Source organism: Lentzea sp. NPDC059081 (assembly GCF_042738015.1).
GTDB lineage: Bacteria > Actinomycetota > Actinomycetes > Mycobacteriales > Pseudonocardiaceae > Lentzea.
The window spans coordinates 18,954-38,654 of the sequence record NZ_JBHYGW010000037.1 but is presented as its reverse complement, the minus strand read 5'-3'; the positions used below and the strand labels follow the sequence as shown (position 1 = coordinate 38,654).

Sequence of the window (19,701 nt, the reverse complement as noted above, 5' to 3'; positions counted from 1 at the left end):
AGCGGACGAGAGGCCCCCGGCGTGCGTGCCGGGGGCCGTTTGTCGGACGGGGCTCACGGCAGGAGCAGCAGCTTGCCGGTCGTGCGGCGTGACTGCAGGTCCGTGTGCGCCTGTGCCGCCTCCTCCAGCTTGTAGCGGCCGCCGATCCGGACGTTCAGCGTGCCGGAGGCGATGGCCTCGAAGAGGTCGGAGGCGCGCCACTCGAACTCCGCGCGGTCGAGCAGGTAGAAGCCGGTCGACGGGCGCGTGAGGAACACCGAGCCCGCCGCGTTCAGGCGCTGCGGGTCGACCGGCGGGACCGGGCCCGACGACGCGCCGAACAGGGCGAGCAGGCCGCGGGGCTTCAGCGACGCCAGCGACTGGTCGAACGTGTCGCGGCCCACGCCGTCGTACACCACGTCGACCTTGTCGATCTGCGACGCGAAGTCGCCGTACCGCAGCACCTCGTCCGCGCCGGCCTCGCGGGCCAGCGCCTCCTTCTCGTCCGTCGACACGGTGCCGATCACGTGCGCGCCGCGGGCCTTCGCCCACTGGGTCAGCAGCAGGCCGACGCCGCCGGCCGCCGCGTGCACGAGCACCCGGTCGCCTTCCTTCACGTCGTAGGTCGAGTGGACCAGGTAGTGCGCGGTGATGCCCTGCAGCAGCGAGGCGGCGGCCAGTTCGACGTCCAGCGAGTCGGGGACGCGCACGGCGGACGACGCCGGCACCACGACCTCCGACGCGTAGCTGCCCAGCACCGACATCCACGCCACCCGGTCGCCCACGGCGAAGTCCGGGGAGTGGGACACCACGACCTCGCCCGCGGCCTCCAGGCCCAGCGTGCTCGGCAGCGGGATCTGGTAGGTGCCGCTGCGCTGGTAGGTGTCGATGTAGTTGACCCCGGCCGCGCCCGTGCGGACCAGCAGCTCGCCGTCGCCGGGCGTGAGCGCCGGGACGTCCGCGTGCTCCAGCACCTCCGGGCCGCCGTACGACCGCACCACCACTGCCTTGGGCATCTGTCCTCCTTGATCGGCTCAACCGGGGCAACCCCGGTGAACGACCCGATGTTCCCCCTCCCCGCCCGTACGGGCAAAAGAGAGCCTGAACCCTGGTATGACCGGTCCATGCGAAAAACAACCCTGCTGGTGATCGCATTCCTGCTCATGGGAGCGCTTCCATCCCATGCCGCCTCCGCCAAGAAGGGCGTGAACGCGGCTGACGACCCCGGTCCCGCCGGTGCCGCCATGTCCGCGTTGGACGCCCGCTGGTACTACACCTGGGCCTCGGACCGGAGGGGGATCCAGAGCAACGCCGAGTTCGTCCCGATGATCTGGGGCGCGAACAGCGTCACCGACACGGAGCTCAACAACGCCAAGGCCAACGGCAGGCAGCTGCTGGGGTTCAACGAACCCGACATGGCCGGCCAGGCGAACATGAGCGTCGAACGCGCCCTGGACCTGTGGCCGCGGCTGCAGGGCACCGGGCTGCGGCTCGGCGCCCCGTCGGTCGCGTACGGCGGTGACGTCGCGGGCGGCTGGCTCGACCGGTTCATGGCGGGCGCGCAGGCACGCGGCCTGCGCGTCGACTTCATCCCGATCCACTGGTACGGCCAGGACTTCTCCAGCGCCGCCACCGGGCACCTCGAGGGCTACCTGCGCAACGTCTACAACCGCTACAAGAAGCCGATCTGGCTCACCGAGTACGCGCTGATCGACTGGCGCTCCGGCCGCGCGGTCTACCCGAGCGAGTCGCAGCAGAACGCGTTCATCACCGCGTCGACGAGGATGCTCGACGGACTGTCCTTCGTGGAGCGGTACTCCTGGTTCACCCTGTCCACCAGGACGAGTCCGACCGGGCTCTCGTCGGGCACGAGCCTGACGTCGGCCGGCCGGACCTACCGGGCGGCGTAGCGGTGTGGCCCGGACCGCCGCCGGGCCACGTCCCTACTCCTCGCCGAGCGCCACGCGCCGGGCCAGCCCCAGCGGCAGCGAGCCCGAGCCCGCGATCCGGTCGTGGAAGTCGCGCAACGACCCCAGCTCCGCCGCCAGGAACTCGTCGCGGACGAGGTCGATCTCCAGCGCGCCGGTCAGGTAGGACGGCGCCTGCGTCGGCCACGCGCAGTACCGCTTGACCTCGCCCGCCGCGGTGCCCGGCGTCAACGCCGTGCGCGCCAGCATGAACGCCTCGGCCTCCTGCGGAGTCATGTCGCCGCAGTGCAGCGCGGTGTCGACGATCATGCGCGCGGCCCGGAACAGGCGCGCCTCGACGTGGCTCATCAGCGCGCCCCGCGTGCGGTAGTAGCCGACCGTCCGCAGCAGCTTCTCCGAGTACAGCGCCCAGCCCTCGGAGAAGTACGACGTGCGGAACACCTTGCGCAGCGGGTGCGCGGACCCCTGCGCCGCCACCCAGGCCGAGTGCCAGTGATGACCGGGGTAGGCCTCGTGCACCGAGATCGTCGGCAGCTGCGACCGCGAGTTGGTGCGCAGCCGGTGCGTGATCTGCTCGTCCGTGGCGGTGGGCGGCGTGAACGGCACGAAGAAGTGGCCGGTGCGGCTCGACGTCAGCGAGGGCGGACCGGCGTAGCTCGCGACCGCCATCACCGCGCGGTGGAACGGCGGCGACGGCACCACCCGGCACTCCTCGCCCTCGGGCAGCGTCACCAGCGAGTGCTCGACGAGCGCCGCGCGGGCCCGTGCGGTCTCGGCCTCGTACTCCGCGCGCATCGCCTCCAGCGTCGGCGGGTGGTCGTCCTGCAGGGCGCTCATCGCCGAACGCCAGTCCGCCGTGCCCGCGATCTCGACCAGCTCCGCCTCCAGCGCGGCGTAGGCGTCCTGCCCGCGCTGGTGCAGCTCCGGGGCGCCGTAACCGAGGAGCTCCTTGTCCTGCAACAGGGGCGAGTAGAGCTTCTCGCCCATCCGCCAGTCACCTGTGGCCCGCACGGCGAGGTCCTCGAGGAACACCGCGTACCGGTCGAACGCCTCGGCGGCGGGCACCGCGGCGTCCACGAGCTTCGCGCGCAGCTCGGGCGAGGACACCTCGAGCGGCAGCGAGTCGAGCAGGAACGACCGGCCCGTCCGCACCTGGTCGAGCGCCCGCCGCACGACGAGCGGCGACGCGAGCGACGGGTCGAGGTTCGCCTCGGCGGCGGCGAAGAGCGCCGGCACCTCGCGCAGCTTCGCGACCGCGGCGCCGACGATCTCCGCCTCGGGCAGCAGCCCGTGCAGGAACGGCCCGAGCAGGCCGAAGAAGACCACCCCGGAGTACTCGTGCGGGTCGCGCCGCCAGCCGGGCCAGGCCTCCATCGCGAGCGAGCCGCGCAGCACCGACAGCGCGAGGTCGCGGTCCACCGACCGCGGCAACGGCTCCAGCCGCGCGATCCACTCGCCGGTCTCCCTCGACCTCCGCTCGAAGGCCGCGGCGGAGAAGTCGCCGAACGTCGAGTAGTGCTCCAGGGAACCGACCTGAGCGGCGTGGGAGGGGTGGTGGTCGAAGTACCACGAGAGGAACGACGTGATCGTGTCGGTGGTCACCCGACTGAAGCTACCCGCTGGTTTTACAGTGTGGGGATGTCTGATCAGACCGCGCGCAAGCGCATCGACGAGTTCGTGAAGGCCCACGGCAAGCCGGGCACCCCGGTCAAGGCCGTCGTGGAGCCGATCGGCCGGGCCGGCGCGCGGATCGTGCTGGTCGGCGCCGACGGGGCCATGGGCGACGTGCTGACGGAGGACGTCGAGACCGCCACCCAGGCCGTCGAGGCCGCGGAGAACGTCGAGCAGGCCGAGTGGGACCGCGAGACCACCGCCGCCACCAAGATCGGCCCGGCCCACCGCCGCAAGATGGCCAAGATGCGGTCATGAAGGTCGTCCTCGCGTCCTGCGCCGCCCTGCCCGAGGGCGACGGCGACGAGGACGCCCTGGTCGAGGCCCTGAGGTCCGACGGCGTCGACGTGGTCTGGCAACCCTGGGGCGCGGACGTGCACGCCGACCTGGTCGTGCTGCGCGCCACCTGGGACTACACCGACCGCCTGGACGAGTTCCTGGCGTGGTGCGACCGCGTGCCGGCGCTGGCGAACCCGGCGTCCGTGGTGCGCTGGAACACCGACAAGTCCTACCTGGTCGAACTGGCCGAGCGCGGCGTGGCCGTCGTGCCCACCACCGTGGTGTCGCCGGGTTCCGCACCGGACTTCCCGGACGGCGAGTTCGTGGTGAAGCCGGCGATCGGCGCGGGCTCCCGCGGCGCCGCCCGGTTCACCGACCACGGCTCGGCGCTGGCGCACTTCGAAGCCCTTGGCGTGAAAGCACTCGTGCAGCCGTACCAGTCCAGTGTGGACTCGAACGGCGAGACCGCGCTGGTGTTCTTCGCGGGCGAGTACTCCCACTCGTTCCACAAGGGACCGATGCTGGCACAGGGCCTCGCCGAGTCCGCGTCCGGCCTGTACGTCGAGGAGGAGCTGGGCGGCATCGAACCGACCGCGGCCCAGGTCGCACTCGCCGAGCAGGTGCTCGACGTGGCGGCGGAGCTGCTTTCGTTGCGGCGCGCGGACTTCCTCTACGCGCGGGTGGACGTCGTGGAGGGGCCCGGCGGGGAGCCGTTGCTGCTGGAGCTGGAGCTGACCGAGCCGACGCTGGGGTTCAGGCACACCGGTCCGGAGGCCGCGGCCCGGTTGAGCGCGGCCGTCCGGGCGGCGGTGGACTGACGGTGCGGACGGAGGTCTAGCGCAGGCCCGACCCGATCCCGGTCAGCCCGCGCACCTCCATCTCCGCCTGCTTCTCCGGGTCCGCCTTCTCCCCGCCGAGGAACGTGCCCACGAACCCGGCCAGGAACGACAGCGGGATCGACACGATCCCCGGGTTGGACAACGGGAAGTAGGCGAAGTCGACGTCCGGGAAGACGGACGACTTCGAGCCGGAGATCGCGGGGGAGAACACGATCAGCAGCACGCACGACGTGAGGCCGCCGTAGATGCTCCACAACGTGCCGCGGGTGTTGAAGCGCTTCCAGAACATCGAGTAGAGCAGCGTCGGCAGGTTCGCGGACGCCGCCAGCGCGAAGGCCAGCGCCACCAGGAAGGCCACGTTCTGGCCGTTGGCCGCGATGCCGCCGGCGATCGCCAGCACGCCGACGCAGACCGCGGTGAGGCGGGCCACGCGGACCTCGTCGCGCGGGTCGGCCTCGCCGTGCTTGATGACGTTCGCGTAGACGTCGTGGGCGAACGACGCCGAGGCCGTCAGCGTCAGGCCGGCGACGACCGCGAGGATCGTGGCGAACGCCACCGCGCACACGATGCCCAGCAGCACCGTGCCGCCCACCTGGAACGCCAGCAGGGGTGCCGCCGAGTTCTCGCCGCCGGGGGCGCCGGTGATCTTGTCGGTGCCGACCAGTGCCATCGCGCCGAAGCCGATGACCAGGGTGCACGAGTAGAAGATGACCATCATCCAGGTCGCCCAGACCACGGACTTCCTGGCCTCACGGGCGTTCGGCACCGTGTAGAAGCGCATCAGGACGTGGGGCAGCGACGCGGTGCCGAGCACCAGGGCCAGGGCCAGCGACAGGAAGTCGACCTTCGACAGGCCCGTGGCGCCGTACTTCACACCCGGCGCGAGCACGGCCTCGCCCAGTGGCGAGCGCTGCGTCGCGCGGTCGAGCATCGACGAGAAGTCGAAGCCGAACTTGCCGATCAGGAAGATCGTCAGCAGCGACACCGACAGGATCAGCAGGACGGCCTTGATGATCTGCACCCAGGTGGTGCCCTTCATCCCGCCGACCAGCACGTACAGCACCATGACGACGCCGACGACCGCGATGATGATCGCCTGGCCCACCTTGCTGTGGACGTCGAGCAGCAGCGCCATCAGGCCGCCGGCGCCCGCCATCTGCGCGATCATGTAGAACAGCGAGATCACCAGCGTCGCGTTCGCCGCGGCCGCGCGCACCGGGCGCTGGCGCATGCGGAACGCCATCACGTCGCCCATCGTGAAACGGCCGGTGTTGCGCAGCCGTTCCGAGATCAGCATCAGGCCGATCAGCCAGGCGACGACCCAGCCGATCGAGTACATGAAGCCGTCGTACCCGTTCACCGCGATCGCGCCGGAGATGCCGAGGAACGACGCCGCGGAGAGGAAGTCACCGGAGAGCGCGATGCCGTTCTGGGTCCCGGTGAAGCTGCTGCCGGCCGCGTAGTAGTCCGACGCGCTCACGTTCCGCGTCGAAGCGCGGTAGACGACGTAGAGCGTCAGCAGGACGAAGATCCCGAAGACGGACAGGTTGATCGCGGTGTTCGCCCCGGTCACGCGAGCTCCTCATCGGTTTCCGCCAATGCGCGCACCTTGTCGACCTGCGGGTCGAGCTTCCTCTTGGAGTAGCGCGCGTAGGCCATTGTGATGACGATCGTGGTGACGAACTGGAGAAATCCCATCGTCAGACCGACGTTCACCGTTCCGAACAGCGGAGTGCTCATGAAGTCGCCGGCGTAAGCTGAAAGCAATACGAACGTGACATACCAAGCGAGGAACAGCAGGGTCGCCGGGAGAATAAAACGCTTCACCCGCCGCTTCAGCGCGAGGAAATCCTCACTCGTTTGGATGGCGCTGAAATCCGGCTCACCGTCACCGTCTATGAGCAATGCGTGACGAGGCTCTTCGAAGGTCGCGAAACCGGGGGTCGCCGGGCGTGACACGGAGGGCAGCGCCTTCGTCATCAACCGCTCGCATTCGTTACGGGGAGTGCCCGGAGAGCGCGTGCGCGGAGGCCGCCGCTAAACCGGGGGTGGAGGGCGCAAGCGTAACCACGCGTGGCGGCGAGTCAATCCCCTGAACCCGCATGACCACCCCAAAGGCCGACTGTCACCGTGGGTGATCGGTCGAGCACAACCCAGGTCGTTGTCGCGTCACGCTCTCTGGCCTACTATCCCGCTCACACCCGACTGGGCGGTCGCGATATCGAACTGCGACGGGTGTCTCGACACACGGGGATTCACCGGGCCAGGAGGTAGCCGAAAGTGGGGCACTTCGAGCGCGCCTTGGGGATCATTTCGTGAATGTCGAGTGGAGAAAGATCAGCGACTGGCGCAACTGGCGCCTGCCCGTCAAGCTCGGCGTCGTCCTGCTGGTGCCCGTCGCGGTGGCCGTCGGTGCCGGTGCTTTGCAGATCTCCGGTTACGTCGATCGGTCCAACAACTACGTGCAAATGCAGGGCCTGGTGCGGTTGAGGGCCGATCTCGCGCCTTTGATCTCCAGCGTCCAGCAGGAACGCACGCTCGCCGCGCAGAGCTCCACCAGCGGGTCCGGCGTCGGCGCCTACCAGAACCAGATCCGGTCCACCGACAACGCCGCCGCGACCGTGCGCCGCCGCGTCGACCGCACCAGCGGCCTCGGCGACGTCGCGCGCAACCGGTTCAGCGAGCTCGGCGGCCAGCTCGAGACGTTGAAGAACCTGCGCGAGAAGGTCGCTCAGGGCGGCGATGGCGGCGACCCGTCCGGCGGCACCACCGGCTACACGGTGGTCGTGAAGTCGTTGCTGGACTTCGAACAGGCGCTCATCAGCCAGTTCGGCGACCAGGCCATCGCCGGCACCGCCCTGGCGCTGCACAACATGGTGATCGCGCAGGAGCAGGTCTCCCTGCAGCACGCGGTCGTGCTGGCGGGGATCGGCAGGGGCAAGCTCCTCGGCCCCGAGGTCCGCACGCTGGAGCAGTCCGACATCCGCCTGCAGGACCGCCTCAACGACTTCCAGGCCATCGGCACGGTCGAGCAACGCCGTTCCTACGACCAGACGGTCACCGGTGCCGCCGTCGCGAACCGGTCCGCCCTGGTCGAACGCGCGCTCACCCAGCCGGACGGCACGCCGGCCCCCGCGGCCCGGCCGGGCCAGCCCAAGCCCGCGCCCTCGTTCGGCATCGCCGTCGACGACTGGAACAAGTCGTCCGGCACCACCGCCCGGCTGATGGACCAGGTCGTCCGCGCGCTGCAGGACGAGCTCGCGAACTCCGCCGCCGTGCTGCAGGACGACACGTCCGACAAGGCGGGCGCCGCCGCGGTCATCCTGCTCGCGATGCTGCTGATCGCCGGCACGCTCGGCTTCGTCATCGGCCGCTACCTGCTGCGCTCGCTGTCGGAGCTGCGCCGGTCCGCGCTCGACGTGGCGCACCACCACCTGCCCGAGGTCGTCGCGGCCATCCGCGCCGACCGCAAGCCGGACACCGAGATCGAGCCGGTGCCCGTGCACTCGAGCGAGGAGTTCGGCCAGCTCGCCCGCGCGTTCGACGCGGTGCACGAGCAGGCGATCCGGTCCGCCGTCGAGCAGTCGTCACTGCGGTCCGGCATGAAGAACATCTTCGTCAACCTGTCGCGCCGCTCGCAGGGCCTCGTCGAACGCCAGCTCAAGCTCATGGAGGAGCTGGAGCGCCACGAGGAGAACCCCGAGCAGCTCGCCAACCTGTTCAAGCTCGACCACCTCGCGACGCGCATGCGCCGCAACAACGAGAACCTCATGGTGCTGTCCGGAACGGACACCGCGCGCCGGTTCAGCCAGCCCGTCCCGCTGGCCGACGTGCTGCGCGCCGCCGCGTCGGAGATCGAGCACTACCAACGGGTCGTGGTGAAGTCGACGCCGTCGGTCGAGATCGTCGGCTACGCCGCCAGCGACCTCGTGCGCCTCGTCGCGGAGCTGCTGGACAACGCCACCGCGTTCTCCGCGCCCGCCACCCAGGTCGTCATCGGCTCGCGGCTCGACCCGCACGGCGCCGTGCTCGTCGAGGTCGCCGACCAGGGCATCGGCATGGGGCCCGCGGAGCTCACCGAGGCCAACGAGCGGCTCTCCACCGACACCGAGGACGACGTGCCGGTGTCGCGGCAGATGGGTCTGTTCGTCGTCGGCCGCCTCGCGTCGCGGCACGGCATCTCCGTGCGGCTGCGCGGCGCGGGAGAGGGCCGTGAGGGCCTGCGGGCGCACGTGCTCGTGCCGGTGGAGCTCGTCCGCACGCACGACGCCGCCCCGGCACCGTCGCAGCCCCGGCACGCCGCGCTGCCGCAGCCGAAGCCCGCGCTGACGCCCAAGCAGCCGCACGTGGTCGTGAAGACCCCGAACCTGGCGCCGCCCGCCCCGGCCATCGAGCAACCGCGCGAGTCGGCGGAGTGGACGTCGTTCCGGGGATCGGAGATCGACGAATCCCTGCCGAGACGAAACCCTCGCGGCGCCTCGGCCGTTGAGAAGTCCGTGCCTGCAGAGACGCCAAATGAGACGACGTCGTCCTGGTTCGCGGGGAGCGGAGCCCAGGACGAAACGGTCAACCGTGATCCTTCGGCGAACGGGTCCACATCGGAGCCCGGCCCGAGGTCGTCACAGTCCGTAGTGGCATCCTGGTTCGGCAAGAAGCCAGGGGGGACGGTCTGGGAGCAGCCGGGCGACCCCGCCACGGACGCCGGTGAGACCGACGCCGGTCTGCCGAAGCGGGCGCCGCGCAAGAACCTGCTCCCCGACCTCGCGGACCGTTCGGAGAACGGCACTCGTCCCGCCGCGGGTTCGAAGCGCGATCCGGAACGGACCAGGGGCTTTCTCGCGAGCTACCAGACGGGCATCCGACAGTCCCCGCTGGGTGGCAACGGGAATGGACACGGCCAGGGGAACGGCCAGCGGAACGGGGAGAAGAAGGCATGAGCACGCCGCAGTCGAGCAAGGTGGACCAGTTCGGCTGGCTCATCACGAACTTCACCGATCGCGTGGCCGGTGTCGCCCACGCGATCGTGATCTCGGTCGACGGCCTCCTGCTCACCAAGTCGGCAGGCCTGCCGCCGGAGAGGGCGGACCAGCTGTCCGCCATCGCCTCGGGTGTCGTGGCGCTCACGCTGAGCGCCGCGCGGTGTTTCGAGGGCGGCGGAGTGTTGCGCACCGTGATCGAGATGGACTACGGGATCATGCTCCTCATGTCCATCCGAGACGGATCTTGTTTGGCGGTTCTCGCCGCGCCCGACAGCGACGTCGGCCAGGTGGCCTACGAGATGACCGTGGTCGTCGACCAGGTGGGCCAGATCCTCACTCCCGAACTGCGAGCGCAGCTGCACAGCGTGAGGTGAACATGAGTTCGGCCGCAGACCCGAACCGACGACGCAGACGGGCGGAGACGCCCGCAGAGCAGACCTTCGCCGACCTGATGAACGGGTTTTCCCTGGACTCGGGCCGCAAACGGCCGCGCGCGGCCGTCCCCGCGGAGCCCGAACCACCGGTGGTTCCCGAGATCCCGAGAACGGACGTACCGGCCTTCGACATCGGTGTCGCGGACGCCGCCGACTCGTCGATCGTTCGTGCATATGCCTGGACGGGTGGGCGCACACGGTCGAACATCCATCTCGAGATCGAGACACTTGTCTCCGCCAATGATCAGAGTCGGCGGTCGGCAGGTATCTTGCAGTCTGAGCACCAACGCGTCGTCGACTTGTGCCGTTCACCGCGATCCGTCGCGGAGGTGGCCGCACTGATGCGACTCCCGCTGGGAGTCGTGAAGGTGTTGCTCGGCGACATGGCGGAACGAGGCCTGGTGGACGTGCACCAGACCGCTTCCGCCGGCGGTGACATGCCGGACCTCGGGTTGATGGAGAGAGTGCTGAGTGGACTACGTCGGCTCTAGATTTCCCGATTTCGGGCCCCCAGGGCCGCCCGGTCGGGAGCTGACCTCGGCCAAGATTGTCGTCGCCGGTGGCTTCGGCGTGGGCAAGAGCACCTTCATCAGGACGATCGTGGAAAACGATCTGCTGACCATGACAGCGATGGCGCCGGAACGCGCCGGCCTGGTGACCGAGCTGGTGCGGATCCAGTTCGGACGGGTGTGGCTCGACCCCGGCCTCGCCCTGCACCTGTTCGTTGCCCCGCAGTGGCAGGACCCGCGTGCCGGGTGGAGCGACGTCGTGCGCGGCGCGGTCGGCGCAGTCGTCCTTTTCGACGTGATGCGGCCCGCGGACTCCGTGGACGCCATGCGGTACTTCGAGGACCACAAGATTCCTTACGTGCTGGCGCTGAACAACGTGCACGACTCGGTGCGGTCGGACGTGAAGGCGATCATTCGCGGGATGGGGATCGCGCCGGAGGTTCCGGTGGTGAACTGCGATCCTCGGGTGCGGTTGTCGGTGCGGGAGACGTTGATCTCGTTGACCGAGCACGCGAAGCTGGATCGGTGGAGGCGGCGGCCAGGGCCGGATGAGACCACGCCGCTGGCGCCTGTTTGCTGAGGTTTGCGTTTGGGCCCCTTCCCCTGTTTTTTGGGGGGAGGGGCCCTTTGTTTTCGGAGCCTGTTCCGGCGTGGTCGCCGTTGGGATCGTGGGAGTTCCGGCGTGGTTGCCGTTGGGATCGTGCGAGTTCCAGCGTGGTTGCCTTTGATGGTTCCGTGCCTGTTCCAGCGTGGTCGTGCACCTCGGACGAAGACCTGGGTTCATCGCCGCTGCGCGACGATTGCGATTGGGGCTTGACTTCGGGGCCCTTGCGAGGCGCTCTGTCGGCCGGAAAAGGCCGGATGCTTCGCAACCGGCCGATCCACGAGTGGTAGCACCTCGCACCCAAAGTCAAGCCCCAATCGCCTAACCACGAGTGGGTTCACCGCTACCCATCGGCGTCAGGTCCGCACGGCTCGCCTTCGGCATCGCTTGGGGCCTCGGCTTCGCCATTGGCGGTGCGGGGGTTGTGTCGGCTCGCCTTCGGCATCGCGTTGCCCGGTGCTTCCGTGCGTTCCGTTGCACCCTTGCGGTTGTTGACGAGATCGTTACGATGATTTCAGTGTCGACCGAAAGGGATCACCGGTGAGCGTAGGCAGGGAAACCAGGCTGTCGGCGTGGATCGAGCGGTTTGCCGCCCACTTCGCCGAAGAGGGGATTCCGCTCATCGGCGGGCGCATTCTCGGGTATCTGCTCGTGTGCCAGCCTGTCGAGCGGACGGCGGCTGAGTTGTCGCAGGAGTTGGAAGCGAGTAGCGGGTCGATCAGCACCAACTTGAAGTACCTGGTCAACGTGGGGCTGGTGACCAAGCGGACTCGGCGCGGGCGGCAGGCTGCCGAGTACCGGATCAACGAGAAGGCGTGGTCGGAGTTCATCCAGCGCAAGCTCAACGCGTTGGCGAGCGTGCAGACGCTGACGGACGACGGCATGCGGTTGCTCAGCGGGGATCCGGAGCGGGCTCAGCGGCTCAAGACCGTCGACCGGCTTTACGGTTGGCTCTCAGAGGAACTTCCCGCTTTGTGGGAGCGCAGGCCTGCCCAGCCGAAGTAGCGTGGGTGCATGTGGCATCCGTTCCGCGATGACGTCCAGTACTACGAGGAGCGCGCCAGGGGACTGCTGGCCTCCGCGTGGGACGGGGTGCCGGGTGCGTTGGAAGTCTTCGACGACGTGCCGTTGACGGAGGAGGGCGCGCACATCGTGCTCGCCCAGGCTCACGGGTGTGAGGACTGGAAGGCGCTCGAGACCCACATCCGGCGGCCGCGGCCGTTCGCGCGGGCCTATCAGGCCATCGAGATGCAGAACCCCGGTGAGCTCAAGGCGATCATCACGCGCGACCCGTGGCTCGTGAAGGCCAGTGGTACCAACGGCAACGACCTGCTCGGGCTGGCTGCGGCCACCGAGGACGAGCGGGTGGTCGAGGTGTTGCTCAACGACGGTGCGGACATCAACCACCAGAACGTCCACGGGTGGACGGCGTTGCACCAGGCTGCCTACGTCAACCTGCCCCGGCTTGCCCGGTTGCTGCTCGACCGGGGTGCGCGCACCGACCTGGAGGCGCGGGGTGCGGGTGGGACGCCGCTCACCGTCGCGTTGTTCTGGGGGAACCGCGAGACGGCGGAGCTGCTCGGCACCGACCCGCCCAACCTGCGGACGGCGGCGGGGCTGGGGGACCTCGGGCTCGCCACCGATCCCGAGGCCGGGCGTGGCTACTACCGGCCGCACAGCGGGTTTCCGCGGTGGTGGCCCACCGACGACCCGCAGGAAGTGCTCGACGAGGCCCTGTCGTGGGCCGCTCGCAACGACCGCACCGAGGTGCTGAAGGAACTGCTCCGGCGTGGCGCTCGGATCGACGCCGACGTGTACCGGGGTACGGCGCTCGCGTGGGCGGCTTACCGGGGGCTCGAGAACGCCACGCGGGCGTTGCTGGATCTCGGGGCGAATCCCGACCAGCGCACGACGTTCGGCGGGCCGATGCACGGGGAGGGCGTGACGGCGTTGCACCTCGCGGCCGAGCGCGGGCAGCTCAGCGTGATCCGGATGCTGCTCGACGCGGGGGCGGACAGGACGATCACCGACGCCAACTTCGAGGCGACACCGGCCAACTGGGCCGGGCACAACGACCAGGGTGAGGCTCAAGCCTTGCTGAGCGCCTGATCGCCGGTCTCGTCGGCGGGCAGCTCCACGGTGTGCGTGCGCTCCCGTGAGGACGTCCACAGTGCCGCCGTCGCGATGACGACCGCGCCGGCGCCCAGCACGTGGATCGACACCAGCACCTCGGGCACGCCCGTCCAGTACTGCACCATGCCCAGCGCGCCCTGGGCGAGCACGACGCCGACCAGCGTCCAGTACGTGCGGGTGCGGGTGAAGAAGCCGACGGCGATCAGCAGGCCCAGGAACAGGAACAGCAGGTCCGCGTGGACCTGCGCGAGCGTCGCGACCTCGACGTCCAGGCGCGGGGTGGAAGCGTCGCCGGCGTGCGGGCCGGCTGCGGTCACCCAGGTGCCCGCGAGCAGCAGTGCGCTCAGCACGGCGGCCATGACGACCTGGAGCTTCATCAGCGGCGCCGGGACGAGCAGACGCGCGGGGCCGTCGCCCTCGGACAGCGAGCTCACCAGCAGCACGGCCATCCACACCAGGGCCATCGAGATCATGAAGTGGATCGACACGGTGTACCAGGCGAGACCGGCGAGGACCGTGATGCCGCCGACGACCGCCTGCACGGCCACGCCGACGAGCTGGACGAGCGAGAGGACGAGGACCCGACGACGTCGCGGCAGGTGGAACCACGCCGCCAGGACGCACAGGCCCGCGATGATGCCGACCACGCCGGTGAGCGTCCGGTTGCCGAACTCGACCCACTGGTGCAGGGCCGCGACCTCGGGGTGCTCGACCGGGACGACGCTGCCCTCGACGCACTGCGGCCACGTCGGGCAGCCCAGGCCCGAGCCGGTCACGCGGACGATCGACCCGGTGACCGCGATTCCGGCCTGCGCGATGACGACGGCAATCGCGAACGCGCGCTGCCAGGACACGAGGAAGGCGGTCAGCTTCGACACGCCTTGATGGTAGGCGCGGTCAGGTGAGTCGAGTCGTCCGGGTGGCCAGTGCCCCGGCCACAACGCCCCAGGCCACGAGCACTGCGACGGGCGCCACACCCGGCGCGGTGCCGTGCACCACAGCGGTTTCCAGCGCCTCGGCCAACGCCGCCGACGGCAGCAGGTGCACGAACCCGACGGGCACGGACAGCGCCACACCGCCGACCATCAGCAGCACGAACCAGATGATGTTCGCCAGCGCCAGCACGATCTCCGCCCGCAGCGCGCCACCGAGCAGCACGCCCAAGGCACCGAACGTCAGCGTGCCCAGGACGATCAGCAGCACCACCCACGGCAGGCCGCTCAACGGGAACTTCCAGCCGAGGATCAGCGCGGTGACGGCGAGCAGCACGATCTGGATCGCCACGACGACGAGCGCGCCGCAGACCCGTCCCGCCACCAGCAGCCACCGGGGCAGCGCCGAGGCGGACAGCCGCTTCAGCACGCCGTAGCGGCGGTCGAAGCCGAGCGCGATGGCCTGGCCGGTGAACGCCGACGAGATGATCGCCAGCGCGAAGATCCGGGCGGTCGCGGAACCGACGCGCGGCTCCGGCATCGGGATCACCGACATCAGCGACAGGGCGATCAGCAGTGCCAGCGGGATGAGCACGGTCAGCAGGATCTGCTCGCCGTTGCGCAACGTCAGCAGCGCCTCGGTGCGGGCGTGCACGAAGAGCATCCGCGCGAGCGACCCGCGGCCGGGCGCGGGCGTGAAGGTGCCGGGAGCGAAGGTGGTCACGAACGCAGCTCCCTGCCGGTCAGCTCCAGGAAAACGTCTTCGAGGCTGCGCTTGGCCACCGTCAGCTCCTCGGCCAGCACGCCCTGCTGCGCGCACCACGACGTGACGGTCGAGACGACCTGCGGGTCGATCAGGCCCTCCACGACGTACTGGCCGCGCGCGGCCTCGCGCACCTTCAGGCCCTCCGGCAGCGCCGCGGACAGCAGCGACGTGTCGAGGCCCGGGCGGGCGCGGAAGCGCAGCTGCTGGTCGTCCGGCCGGTTCGCGGTCAGCTCGGCGGGCGAGCCCTGCGCGACGACGCGGCCCTCGTCGATGATCACGACGTTGTCGGCGAGCGTCTCTGCCTCGTCCATGAGGTGCGTAGTCAGCAGCACCGCCACGCCGTCGTCCTTCAAGGCGCCGACGAGGTCCCACACCAGGCGGCGCGCCTGCGGGTCCATGCCCGCGGTCGGCTCGTCGAGGAACACGAGCTCGGGGCGTCCGATCAACGCGCACGCGAGCGAGAGCCGTTGCTGCTGACCGCCGGACAACCTCTTGTACGGGGTGCGCGCGGAGCCGCCGAGCCCGAGGACCTCGATCAGCCACCGGGGGTCCAGCGGGTTCTTCGCGCAGGCCGCCACGAGGTTCAGCATCTCCTCGGCGCGGATGCCGGGATACCCGCCGCCGCCCTGCGGCATCACGCCGATGCGCGGGCGCAGCTCCTCGGAGCCGGGCGCGAGGCCGAGCACGCGCACCGTGCCGTCGTCGGCGCCGCGGAATCCCTCGCAGATCTCGACGGTCGTCGTCTTGCCCGCGCCGTTCGGCCCGAGCAGGGCGAGGACGGTGCCGGGCTGCTGAACGAGGTCGAGGCCGTCGACGGCGGTCTTCGAGCCGTACCTCTTGACCAGCCCCGACACTTCCACCGCAGGCTGGGGATTCGGGCTCACAGGCACGCAGCCTAGGCGGTCAGGACATTCCGCACTCAGCTGGGTCGCGGGCGCCGTCGCCGGGGCGCAGCCGGAAATGGTGGGGCTGTCCCTACCCCGGGACCTCAGGGACACCTCAGGGTTCGCTCGGGGGAGTTCCCCATTGGTTGATCACCGCGATCGCAAGAGACTTTTCCCGTGTTCGAGATGGGGGCGAAAAGACGGGGATGGGTGGTCGGGGGACTGGTGTTCTCACTGGTCCCGATTCTCTACCTGCATGTCGTGTCGGCAGGACAGCTCAGCCCGATCAGCGACGTCATCAGCGACTACGTGTTCGTCGACAACGGCACGGGATTCCTGGCGGCGACGTCTCTTAGTCTCGCGGCCGTCTCGGCGTTGCTGGCCGTCAACCTGCGGGGTGTAGGCAGGTCAGCGCAGTGGCTGATCGGCGTGTGGTCGGCCGGTCTGACCGTCTCGACGATCTTCCCGACCGACCCGACGGGAGCACCGACCTCCGTGTCCGGCTACGTCCACCGGTACGCCGGCGCGGTCATGTTCGTGGCTTTGCCCGCCGCCGGAGTGCTCATCGCCCGCAAATTTCCGGCTCTGCTCGGTATCGCAATAACGGCGAGCGTGTCGAGCGCCGCTTTTCTGGTCAGTCACGTTTCGTTCGGCGGTTTCGAAGCGCGCGGACTGACCGAACGAGTTTTGTTCGCGTCCCTTTACGGACTCCTTTTCGCCATCGCGGCACTACAGGTGAGGCGCACGTCATGACACTGCTCGCCATCGCGCTCGCCGTGCTCGGCGCCGTGTGCTTCGCGTTCGCGGCCCGCCTGCAGCACGACGCGGTCGCCGAGACCGGGGCACGCGCCGGTGTCCTGCGCGAACCCCGCTGGCTCGGCGGGCTCGTCCTGCTCGTCGCCGGTGCCGGGGTGCACGCGGCCGCGCTCGGCATGGCGCCGCTGACCGTGGTGCAGCCCATCGGCGTGCTCGCGATCGGCATGACCGCGTTGCTGGACCGCCGCTTCCGCGAGCTGCCCGCGATCCTGATCACGACCGTGGGCGTGGGCGCGTTCGTGTTCCTCGCCTCCAGCAGCGCGACCGCGACCCAGGTCGCACCGGATCTCGAACTCACGGCCGGACTCTTCACCCTCGGCGCGATCGCCGTTCCCGGTGTCGTCGCGGTTCTCACGACGAACGCGCGCATCCGTGCCGTGGCGTTCGCATCGGCTGGTGGCGTGGCGTACGGGTACGTGTCCGTGCTCATGCGCGCCGTCTCGCAGTCGGTGCAGCAGGGCGGTTTCGGGCTCTCGCACATCGCGTCCGTGCTCGGCATCGCGCTCTCGCTCGCCGTCGGCGGCTGGCTGGTCCAGCACGCCTACGCCGGCGGGCCCCCTCACCTCGCCGTCGCCTGCCTGACCGTGGTGGACCCACTGGTCGCGGTCGGCCTCGGTGCCTTCCTGCTCGGCGAGGCCGCGCACCTGTCCCCGTGGACCGGAGCGGCACTGGTCGCCTGCGCGCTCGCCGCCATCAGCGGTGTGTTCGCACTCGCTCGTCAACCGCGTGTCCTCATTCGAACGGAGCTTCCCGTGAACACCTCCAGCGCGCTGCGCGTGGTCATCGCCGCCGACACGTTCCCGCCGGACGTCAACGGCGCCGCGCGCTTCGCCCAGCGCCTGGCGACGGGTCTGGCGAGCAAGGGCCACGACGTCCACGTGATCGCCCCGGACTCGCCCAGGGCGACGGAGATCGAGGGCGTGACAGTGCACCGGCTGCGCTCGCACCGGCTGCCGTTCTACCCGGACTTCCGCTTCTGCCTGCCGTGGCAGGCCTCCCGCGAGGCCGACGAGCTCGTCAAGGCGCTCAAGCCGGACGTCGTGCACGTCCAGGCGCACTTCGTGGTCGGCCGGTTCGTGCTGAACTCCGCGGTGGGGCAGGGCATCCCGACGCTGGCGACGAACCACTTCATGCCGGAGAACCTGTTCAGCCACGCGCACGTGCCGGCGTTCCTGCAGGGCTTGTCGCGCAAGTGGGCCTACCGCGACCTGGCCCGCGTGTTCGGCCGCGCCGACGTCGTCACCGCCCCGACCCCGCGCGCCGTGCAGCTGCTGCACGAGAGCGGTTTCCCGGAACGCGCCGTGCCCGTGTCGTGCGGCATCGACATCGCCCGCTACCAGCGTTCGGTGACGCACAACGACCGCCCGACGGCCCTGTTCGTCGGCCGCCTGGACGAGGAGAAGCGCGTCGACGAGTTCCTGCGCGCCCTGGCCCGCGTGCCCGGCGCGTTCGGCGAGGTCGTCGGCGACGGCACCTGCAAGGCGGAGTGGGAGCTGCTGGCCCGCGACCTCGGCATCGGCGACCGCGTGCGCTTCCACGGCTTCGTGTCCGAGGACGAGCTGCTCGACGCCTACGCCCGCTGCGACCTGTTCGTCATGCCCGGCGTCGCCGAGCTGCAGAGCCTCGCGACGATGGAGGCGATGGCCGCGGGCAAGCCGGTGATCGCCGCGAACGCCATGGCCCTGCCGCACCTGGTGCACCCCGGCCGCAACGGCTGGCTGTTCGAGCCGGGTGACGTGAACCAGCTGGCCCAGCGCCTGCACACGCTCGTGCACGACGCGCCGATGCGGGCCCGGATGGGCGCGGCGAGCAGCGAGATCATCTCGCACCACGCGCTGGCCGCGACGCTGGAGCGGTTCGAAGGCCTGTACGCGCGGGCGATGGGGCACACGGTGCCGGTCATCGCGCTGGCGGCCTGAGGCTCGGGGGAGCAGGAGGGGTTCGGGGGCCCGGAGGGGATTCCGGGTGGTGAGGGGGCGTCGGCCCGGTCGCGCAGGGGGCGGCCGGGCCGACGGCACGTCCCGGGTCTCTCGGCGCTACTCCGCCGGAAAGTCGGCCGACGCGCTCACCGCGGCCCACTTCTCGGTCTCCGCGCTCCGCTTCGCCTCCGCCGCCAGCACGTGCTCCACCGCGGCCGCGCCCAGCACCAAGCGGCGCGGCGGCTCCTCCGACGCCACGACGTCGAGGATCACCCGCGCCGCACGGGCCGGGTCGCCGGGCTGCACGCCGTCCGTCTCGTCGCGGAACCGGTTGATCGCGCCCACGGTCTCCTCGTAGTCGGGGCCGACCTCGTGACGGACCATCGACGAGCCCTGCCAGTCCGTCCGGAACGCCCCCGGCTCGACGATCACGACCCGCACGCCGAACGGCGCCACCTCGTTCGCCAGCACCTCGGAGAAGCCCTCCACCGCGAACTTCGCCGTCTGGTAGGCGCCCATGCCCGGTGTGCCGCCCGCGCGGCCGCCGACCGAGGAGAACTGCACGAAGGTGCCCGACCGCTGCTTCCGCAGCACGGGCAGGGCGGCCCGGGTCACGTTGACCACGCCGAACAGGTTCGCCTCGACCTGCGCGCGGAAGTCGGCCACGCTCATCTCCTCGATGGGCGCGCTGTTGGCGTAGCCGGCGTTGTTGACGACCACGTCCAGCGACCCGAACTCCGCGACGGCCTGTTCGACCGCGGCAGCAGCGGCCGCCGTGTCGGTCACGTCCAACGCGACCGCGCGCGCCCGGTCCGGGTACCGCGCCACCAGGTCTTCGAGCTGCTCAGGGCGTCGTGCCGTGGCGACGACCCGATCGCCCGCCTCCAGCGCCGCGGCGGCCAGCTCGCGCCCGAAACCCCGCGACGCCCCGGTGATGAGCCACGTCTTCGCCATCGTCCACTCCTTAAGTGTCACTCTCTATGACACTTAAGACGCACAAGGTGCCTCGGAAATGCCCGGAGCGGGCAT

The 19,701-nt window shown here is 70.2% G+C and carries 19 protein-coding genes; 11 read left to right on the top strand and 8 right to left on the bottom strand.

Features of this window, described 5'->3' with window-relative positions; translation table 11 throughout:
* Positions 1 to 53 precede the first annotated feature (53 nt).
* On the bottom strand, positions 54 to 995 hold the full coding sequence (locus ACFWV3_RS41265) for a quinone oxidoreductase family protein (protein WP_382419400.1): 942 nt from the start codon (positions 993 to 995) through the stop codon (positions 54 to 56).
* Between the two features lie 108 nt (positions 996 to 1,103).
* Between ACFWV3_RS41265 and ACFWV3_RS41260 the strand changes: the two genes are divergently transcribed.
* Complete coding sequence (locus ACFWV3_RS41260; RefSeq protein WP_382419399.1) at positions 1,104 to 1,889, top strand: glycoside hydrolase family protein; 786 nt, start codon at positions 1,104 to 1,106, stop codon at positions 1,887 to 1,889.
* Between the two features lie 33 nt (positions 1,890 to 1,922).
* On the opposite strand, the gene ACFWV3_RS41255 is transcribed toward ACFWV3_RS41260, so the two are convergent.
* Positions 1,923 to 3,509 (bottom strand): DUF885 domain-containing protein, encoded by a 1,587-nt coding sequence (locus ACFWV3_RS41255; RefSeq protein ID WP_382419398.1) that lies wholly within the window; start codon positions 3,507 to 3,509, stop codon positions 1,923 to 1,925.
* Between the two features lie 36 nt (positions 3,510 to 3,545).
* Between ACFWV3_RS41255 and ACFWV3_RS41250 the strand changes: the two genes are divergently transcribed.
* Positions 3,546 to 3,836, top strand: a complete 291-nt coding sequence (locus tag ACFWV3_RS41250) for a hypothetical protein (RefSeq protein ID WP_382419397.1) — start codon at positions 3,546 to 3,548, stop codon at positions 3,834 to 3,836.
* On the top strand, positions 3,833 to 4,675 hold the full coding sequence (locus ACFWV3_RS41245) for a RimK family alpha-L-glutamate ligase (protein ID WP_382419395.1): 843 nt from the start codon (positions 3,833 to 3,835) through the stop codon (positions 4,673 to 4,675). Before ACFWV3_RS41250 ends, ACFWV3_RS41245 begins: the two co-directional genes overlap by 4 nt.
* 16 nt (positions 4,676 to 4,691) lie before the next feature.
* Here the strand turns inward: ACFWV3_RS41245 and ACFWV3_RS41240 are convergent, their stop codons facing one another.
* Positions 4,692 to 6,269 carry a cation acetate symporter gene (locus tag ACFWV3_RS41240; RefSeq protein ID WP_382419394.1) on the bottom strand — a complete coding sequence of 526 codons (1,578 nt, stop codon included), beginning with the start codon at positions 6,267 to 6,269 and terminating at the stop codon, positions 4,692 to 4,694.
* Positions 6,266 to 6,676 carry a DUF485 domain-containing protein gene (locus ACFWV3_RS41235; protein WP_382419393.1) on the bottom strand — a complete coding sequence of 137 codons (411 nt, stop codon included), beginning with the start codon at positions 6,674 to 6,676 and terminating at the stop codon, positions 6,266 to 6,268. The genes ACFWV3_RS41240 and ACFWV3_RS41235 overlap by 4 nt, the downstream gene beginning before the upstream one ends.
* 335 nt (positions 6,677 to 7,011) lie before the next feature.
* Between ACFWV3_RS41235 and ACFWV3_RS41230 the strand changes: the two genes are divergently transcribed.
* The 6 genes from ACFWV3_RS41230 to ACFWV3_RS41205 all read left to right on the top strand — a co-directional run bounded on the left by ACFWV3_RS41230 (position 7,012) and on the right by ACFWV3_RS41205 (position 13,331).
* The gene (locus ACFWV3_RS41230; protein ID WP_382419392.1) at positions 7,012 to 9,633 is read left to right on the top strand and encodes a nitrate- and nitrite sensing domain-containing protein; all 2,622 of its coding nucleotides are present in this window, start codon (positions 7,012 to 7,014) and stop codon (positions 9,631 to 9,633) included.
* Positions 9,630 to 10,049 carry a roadblock/LC7 domain-containing protein gene (locus ACFWV3_RS41225; protein WP_382419391.1) on the top strand — a complete coding sequence of 140 codons (420 nt, stop codon included), beginning with the start codon at positions 9,630 to 9,632 and terminating at the stop codon, positions 10,047 to 10,049. The genes ACFWV3_RS41230 and ACFWV3_RS41225 overlap by 4 nt, the downstream gene beginning before the upstream one ends.
* A gap of 2 nt (positions 10,050 to 10,051) precedes the next feature.
* Positions 10,052 to 10,600, top strand: a complete 549-nt coding sequence (locus tag ACFWV3_RS41220; RefSeq protein WP_382419389.1) for a DUF742 domain-containing protein — start codon at positions 10,052 to 10,054, stop codon at positions 10,598 to 10,600.
* Entirely contained in the window at positions 10,581 to 11,198 is a 618-nt protein-coding gene (locus ACFWV3_RS41215; protein WP_382419388.1) for an ATP/GTP-binding protein, read from the top strand. The genes ACFWV3_RS41220 and ACFWV3_RS41215 overlap by 20 nt, the downstream gene beginning before the upstream one ends.
* A 564-nt stretch (positions 11,199 to 11,762) precedes the next feature.
* Complete coding sequence (locus ACFWV3_RS41210; protein WP_382419387.1) at positions 11,763 to 12,227, top strand: GbsR/MarR family transcriptional regulator; 465 nt, start codon at positions 11,763 to 11,765, stop codon at positions 12,225 to 12,227.
* A 9-nt stretch (positions 12,228 to 12,236) separates the two neighbouring features.
* Positions 12,237 to 13,331 (top strand): ankyrin repeat domain-containing protein, encoded by a 1,095-nt coding sequence (locus ACFWV3_RS41205; protein ID WP_382419386.1) that lies wholly within the window; start codon positions 12,237 to 12,239, stop codon positions 13,329 to 13,331.
* Here ACFWV3_RS41205 and ACFWV3_RS41200 read toward each other — a convergent pair.
* From ACFWV3_RS41200 to ACFWV3_RS41190, 3 genes are read right to left on the bottom strand one after another with little or no spacing between them, the layout of a single operon-like run.
* Positions 13,310 to 14,233 (bottom strand): heme A synthase, encoded by a 924-nt coding sequence (locus tag ACFWV3_RS41200; RefSeq protein ID WP_382419385.1) that lies wholly within the window; start codon positions 14,231 to 14,233, stop codon positions 13,310 to 13,312. The genes ACFWV3_RS41205 and ACFWV3_RS41200 overlap by 22 nt on opposite strands.
* 19 nt (positions 14,234 to 14,252) lie before the next feature.
* Positions 14,253 to 15,011, bottom strand: a complete 759-nt coding sequence (locus ACFWV3_RS41195; protein ID WP_382419384.1) for an ABC transporter permease — start codon at positions 15,009 to 15,011, stop codon at positions 14,253 to 14,255.
* On the bottom strand, positions 15,008 to 15,937 hold the full coding sequence (locus ACFWV3_RS41190; RefSeq protein WP_382419383.1) for an ABC transporter ATP-binding protein: 930 nt from the start codon (positions 15,935 to 15,937) through the stop codon (positions 15,008 to 15,010). The genes ACFWV3_RS41195 and ACFWV3_RS41190 overlap by 4 nt, the downstream gene beginning before the upstream one ends.
* Before the next feature lie 186 nt (positions 15,938 to 16,123).
* Here ACFWV3_RS41190 and ACFWV3_RS41185 point away from each other — a divergent pair, with 186 nt between their 5' ends.
* Both ACFWV3_RS41185 and ACFWV3_RS41180 read left to right on the top strand, forming a co-directional pair.
* The gene (locus ACFWV3_RS41185; protein ID WP_382419425.1) at positions 16,124 to 16,690 is read left to right on the top strand and encodes a DUF998 domain-containing protein; all 567 of its coding nucleotides are present in this window, start codon (positions 16,124 to 16,126) and stop codon (positions 16,688 to 16,690) included.
* Positions 16,687 to 18,672: a glycosyltransferase gene (locus ACFWV3_RS41180; protein ID WP_382419382.1), complete on the top strand. Its 1,986-nt coding sequence runs from the start codon at positions 16,687 to 16,689 to the stop codon at positions 18,670 to 18,672. The genes ACFWV3_RS41185 and ACFWV3_RS41180 overlap by 4 nt, the downstream gene beginning before the upstream one ends.
* Positions 18,673 to 18,789: 117 nt before the next feature.
* Here the strand turns inward: ACFWV3_RS41180 and ACFWV3_RS41175 are convergent, their stop codons facing one another.
* Entirely contained in the window at positions 18,790 to 19,626 is an 837-nt protein-coding gene (locus tag ACFWV3_RS41175; RefSeq protein ID WP_382419381.1) for an oxidoreductase, read from the bottom strand.
* Between the last annotated feature and the right edge of the window lie 75 nt (positions 19,627 to 19,701).